We start from the raw sequence: 4,979 nt of genomic DNA, 5'->3' as shown, positions 1-4,979 counted from the left end.
CCGCGCCTTGCTCTCAAGGCCCTCAGTGGCTCAGTAGGCTAACGAATTACCCGGAAGGGACACTAGACACTCGGGGAGCCGCGCGATCAGAGCGGCTGCTTCTTCAGGGCCGGCTCGTGGTCAGGGCTGACGTCCAGCCACCAGACGTTTTCCGCCCAATCGCCCAGCACAATCCGGGTCGCAGGTGCACCGTTGGCTTCTAGCTGGTGACTGGCCGGGCGGTGGGTATGGCCGTGGATCATTCGCTGGACGCCGTGCTCCTCCATCTCCCGTACCACCTCCTCGGGGGTCACATCCATGATGGTCTCTGCCTTGCCCTGGTTCTTGGCCATGCTGATCTCACGGAGCTGGCGGGCCACCATCTGGCGGTCGGCCAGCGGTCGTTGCAGGAACATCTGCTGCCACTGGTTGTTACGCATGCTGGCGCGGAACTTCTGGTATTCCTCGTCGGCGGTACACAGGCTGTCCCCGTGCATCAACAAAGTCGGAGTGCCATACAGGTCCACCACGGTGGGGTCCGGCAGCAGGGTGGCACCGCAGCGCCGGCTGTAGTCCTCGCCGATCAGGAAGTCCCGGTTGCCATGCATCAGGTACAGGGCGGTGCCGCTGTCGCTGACCTCATGCAGCGCTTGCGCCACCTGGTTCTGCAGGGGCGTCTTTTCGTCGTCGCCGATCCAGGCTTCGAAGAAATCCCCGAGGATATACAGCGCGTCGATGCCCATGGCCTTCTCTTTCAGGAAGGCAAGGAAGGCGTCCGTGATATCGGGGCGGGCTTCCTCCAGGTGCAGGTCCGAGATAAAGCGGGTGATCACGCGCCGCCCCCGTCTTCAATGACCTCCGCCTTCTCGATGACCACATTCTCGCTGGGGACATCGTCATGGAAGCCCTGGCTCTCGGTGCGCACGGCACGAATCCGGCTCACCGTGTCCATGCCATCCACCACTTTACCGAAAACACAGTAACCCCAGCCGTCGGCATTCTTGGCGGTGTGATCAAGGAAACCGTTGTTCTCCACGTTGATAAAGAACTGGGCGGTGGCCGAATGCGGGTCCATGGTACGGGCCATGGCCACGGTGCCCTGCATGTTGCTCAGGCCGTTGTCCGCCTCGTTCTGGATGGGATCGCGGGTCTTGCGGGGCTGCATGTCCGGGGTGAATCCGCCGCCCTGGATCATGAAGTTGCTGATTACACGGTGGAAAATCAGTCCGTCATAGAAACCGTCGCGAACATACTGCTCGAAGTTTTTCGCGGTTTCCGGGGCCTTGTCGTGGTCGAGTTCCAGCGTGATGTCGCCGTGCGAGGTTTTCAGCAGAATCATTCGGGGGTCCTGTTCATTGGGTCATTGTGGAGATGTCACTGACGTTATTGTACTGGAGACTGTCGTCTCATGCATGGCTCCGGATGATGGCCCGCCGGTTTGGTGACGGGAATGTCATGGAGCAGCCACTTGAATCCCCAAGGTCCGGGCCTAGGTTTTCAGGTGCAGGGCCTGAAAGGCGCTGCAGACACTTCCGGTGTCGGAGGAGCAGGTATGAGCAAATCCGGAGACAACAGGCTGTCCAGCTATCAGCAGAAGCGGGATTTCAAGCGCACCCGGGAGCCCCCTGGCAACTCGGGGAGCCAGTCCGGCGGGCATCAGTTTGTTATCCAGAAACACGATGCTTCCAGCCTTCACTACGACTTCCGGCTGGAGGTGGACGGCGTGCTGGTGTCCTGGGCGGTTCCCAAGGGCCCATCCACGGATCCATCCGACAAGCGCCTTGCCGTGCAGACCGAGGACCACCCCCTGGATTATGCCGGGTTCGAGGGCTGCATTCCCGAGGGTGAATACGGGGCCGGTGCGGTGATGGTGTGGGACGCCGGCACCTATCGCAATCTGCGAGCCGACAAGGGCGGGAATGCCAAAGGTATGGCGGACAGCGTGAAAGAGGGCCTGGTGGAGGTCTGGTTGGACGGCGAGAAACTCCATGGTGGCTATGCCCTCAAGCGCATCCGTGATGGCAAGAAGCCCCAGTGGCTGCTGATCAAGATGAAGGATGAAGGCGCCGATGCCCGCCGCAACCCGGTTTCCACACAGCCGGATTCGGTGGAGTCCGGTCGTTCGCTGGCCCAGATAGCACGGGAGGAGGGCGACGACGGATGATGGATCCGACAGTCAGTAACAAGCGGCCGTTTCGAAAATGAAAGAGGATGAGCCATGGCGGCAAGACATTTTGGCCCGTACAGCGTGGATGTCTCCAATGAGGATAAGGTGCTGTTCCCGGATACGGACCTCACCAAGGGCGACCTGATCGACTACTACGAGGCGGTTGCAGAAACCATGCTGCCCCATTTGCGGGACCGGCCGCTGGCCCTGCATCGGTTTCCGGACGGGCTTGAGGGAGATGGTTTCGTTCAGCAGCGGGCCTCGGACCACTTCCCGGACTGGCTTGATACGACGACCGTGGAAAGGGTGGGTTCCGGCAGTGACACGGTGGTTCACCCGGTCGCCAACAAGCAGGCCTCACTGGTCTACCTGGCCGACCAGGCTGCCATCGCCCTGCATCGCTGGCTGGCCCGCAGTGACCTGCCGGACCAGCCGGATATGCTGATCTTTGACCTGGACCCGTCCACCGATGACTTTGAGCCGGTGGTCGAGGCGGCACGGCGGGTGGTGCAGCTGATGCGCGATCTGGGCGGGCAGCCCCACATCATGACCACCGGTTCCCGGGGGCTGCACGTGGTGATGCCCCTGCGCCGGAAGGAGGGCTTCGATGAGGTTCGTGATGTGGCGCAGGCAATGGCAGCCCACCTGGCGGACCGCTATCCGGACAGTCTCACCACCGAACACCGCAAGCGTAACCGCGGCGACCGGATCTACCTCGACGTGATGCGTAACGCCTACGGCCAGACAGCGGTGGCACCCTATTCGGTACGCGGCAAGCCTGGTGCTCCCGTCGCCACACCCCTGGCCGCGGATGAGCTTGACGACCCGGGCCTCCGACCGGACGGCTTCGATATGGACAAGGTGCGGCAACGGCTGGAAAAGGGCGAAGATCCCTGGCAAGGCATTCATCGCCATGGTGTGGCCCTGGCCACCATCCGCGATTCTCTTGGGTATAACGGGTAGCGGTTCGCAGCGGGCAACGAGTTTGTGTGCCGGGCATGAGTCGGGCGGCGTTTTATGCGTATAATAGGCGGTTTCAGATCCACTTCTTTTATTCCGGGACACTATGAGCGCCGAGTCAAAGAAAGCCCATAACTTTATCCAGAGCCTGATCGAAGACGCCGTTGCCAGCGGTGAGCACGCTGGCAAGGTGGTGACACGGTTCCCGCCGGAGCCCAACGGCTATCTGCACATTGGTCACGCCAAGTCCATCTGTCTGAATTTTGGTATCGCCGAGACGTTCGGTGGTGAGTGCAACCTGCGATTCGACGACACCAACCCGGAGAAGGAAGAGCAGGAGTACATTGACTCCATCAAACGGGATGTGCACTGGCTGGGCTACGAATGGGCCGGGGAGGTGCACTTTGCCTCCGATTACTTCGATGCCCTCTACGACTTCGCGGTGGAACTGATCGGGAAGGGCAAGGCTTACGTCTGCGCCCTGACCGCTGAGGAGATGACCGAGTACCGTGGCACCCTGAAGGAGCCAGGCCGCAACAGTCCCTATCGGGACCGGTCGGTGGAGGAGAATCTCAAACTGTTCCGTGACATGCGGGACGGCAAGTTCGCCAACGGCGAGGTGGTGCTGCGGGCGAAGATCGATATGGCCTCCCCCAACATCAACATGCGGGATCCGATCCTCTACCGGGTGCGGTATGCCGAGCACCACCAGACCGGCAACAAGTGGTGCATCTACCCGATGTACGACTTTACCCACCCGATTTCCGATGCCATGGAGGGGGTGACCCACTCCCTGTGCACCCTGGAGTTCGAGGACCATCGCCCGCTGTACGACTGGGTGATCGAGAACATCACGGCACCGTGCCAGCCCCGTCAGATCGAGTTTGCCCGGCTGAACCTCAACTACACGGTGACCAGCAAGCGCAAGCTCAAGCGGCTGGTGGACGAGGGCCATGTGGATGGCTGGGACGATCCCCGTATGCCCACCATTTCCGGTATGCGCCGCCGGGGCTTTACGCCGGCCTCCATCCGCAACTTCTGCGACATGATCGGCGTCAACAAGGCCGGTGGCACCGTCGACGTGGGCATGCTGGAACATGCCATCCGCGAGGACCTGAACACCCATGCGCCCCGGGCCATGTGCGTGATGCGGCCGCTGAAGGTCACCCTGACCAACTATCCGGAAGACCGGGCGGAAACCCTGGAGTTACCGGTGCATCCGCAGAATCCGGATATGGGCACCCGCCAGGTACCCTGGACCCGGGAGCTGTACATTGACCGGGAGGACTTCGCGGAGGAGCCGCCCCGCAAGTGGAAGCGCCTGGCGCCGGATCAGGCGGTACGGCTGCGTGGCGGCTATGTGATGACCTGTCGCGAGATCATCCGTGACGACAGTGGCGAGATCGTTGAACTCAGGTGTGAGTATGACCCCAATACCCTGGGCGTGAACCCGGAGGGCTATAAGCCCAATGGTGTGATCCACTGGGTATCCGCCACCGACAGCGTGGAGGCGGATATCAATGTCTACGACCGGCTGTTCAACCATGAGAACCCGGACAGTGACAAGGCGACGGATTTTACCGACCATCTGAACCCGGAGTCCCTGGTGCGCCTGGAGAAGGTGAGGGCGGAGAAGAGCCTGGGGCAGCCCCGGGGCGATCTGCCTTACCAGTTCGAGCGGGAGGGGTACTTCTTCTTTGATGAAGAGGCCTCGAAGTCCGGGCGACTGGTGTTTAACCGGACGGTAACCCTTCGGGATTCGTGGGGGAAAGGTAAGGCGTAAATCACACAGGCTGAAGGAAGCCGGCGGGGAGGTCCTTCCGGGACCTTCAAAAACAGGGACGTTTTTGAAGAGCCTACAGGGACGTATTCA

At 61.4% G+C, this 4,979-nt stretch carries 5 protein-coding genes; 3 read left to right on the top strand and 2 right to left on the bottom strand.

Annotation, left to right across the window (positions count from 1 at the left end):
• Positions 1-86 precede the first annotated feature (86 nt).
• A complete protein-coding gene (gene lpxH / locus RO069_RS11445) occupies positions 87-812 on the bottom strand; it encodes a UDP-2,3-diacylglucosamine diphosphatase (RefSeq protein ID WP_328187630.1) in 726 nt (241 codons plus the stop codon).
• On the bottom strand, positions 809-1,318 hold the full coding sequence (locus RO069_RS11440; protein WP_328187628.1) for a peptidylprolyl isomerase: 510 nt from the start codon (positions 1,316-1,318) through the stop codon (positions 809-811). The genes lpxH and RO069_RS11440 overlap by 4 nt, the downstream gene beginning before the upstream one ends.
• 213 nt (positions 1,319-1,531) lie before the next feature.
• On the opposite strand from RO069_RS11440, the gene RO069_RS11435 reads away from it, so the two are divergent.
• From RO069_RS11435 to RO069_RS11425, 3 genes are all read left to right on the top strand, one after another.
• Positions 1,532-2,143 carry a DNA polymerase ligase N-terminal domain-containing protein gene (locus RO069_RS11435; RefSeq protein ID WP_328187626.1) on the top strand — a complete coding sequence of 204 codons (612 nt, stop codon included), beginning with the start codon at positions 1,532-1,534 and terminating at the stop codon, positions 2,141-2,143.
• A 54-nt stretch (positions 2,144-2,197) separates the two neighbouring features.
• Positions 2,198-3,109 (top strand): non-homologous end-joining DNA ligase, encoded by a 912-nt coding sequence (gene ligD, locus RO069_RS11430; RefSeq protein ID WP_328187625.1) that lies wholly within the window; start codon positions 2,198-2,200, stop codon positions 3,107-3,109.
• A 103-nt stretch (positions 3,110-3,212) separates the two neighbouring features.
• Positions 3,213-4,889 carry a glutamine--tRNA ligase/YqeY domain fusion protein gene (locus RO069_RS11425; RefSeq protein WP_328187624.1) on the top strand — a complete coding sequence of 559 codons (1,677 nt, stop codon included), beginning with the start codon at positions 3,213-3,215 and terminating at the stop codon, positions 4,887-4,889.
• Positions 4,890-4,979: the final 90 nt, after the last annotated feature.

The organism is Marinobacter sp. OP 3.4 (assembly GCF_036224885.1).
Taxonomy (GTDB): domain Bacteria; phylum Pseudomonadota; class Gammaproteobacteria; order Pseudomonadales; family Oleiphilaceae; genus Marinobacter.
The sequence above is the reverse complement of the archived record's forward strand: the minus strand, read 5'-3'. Positions and strand labels throughout refer to the sequence as shown.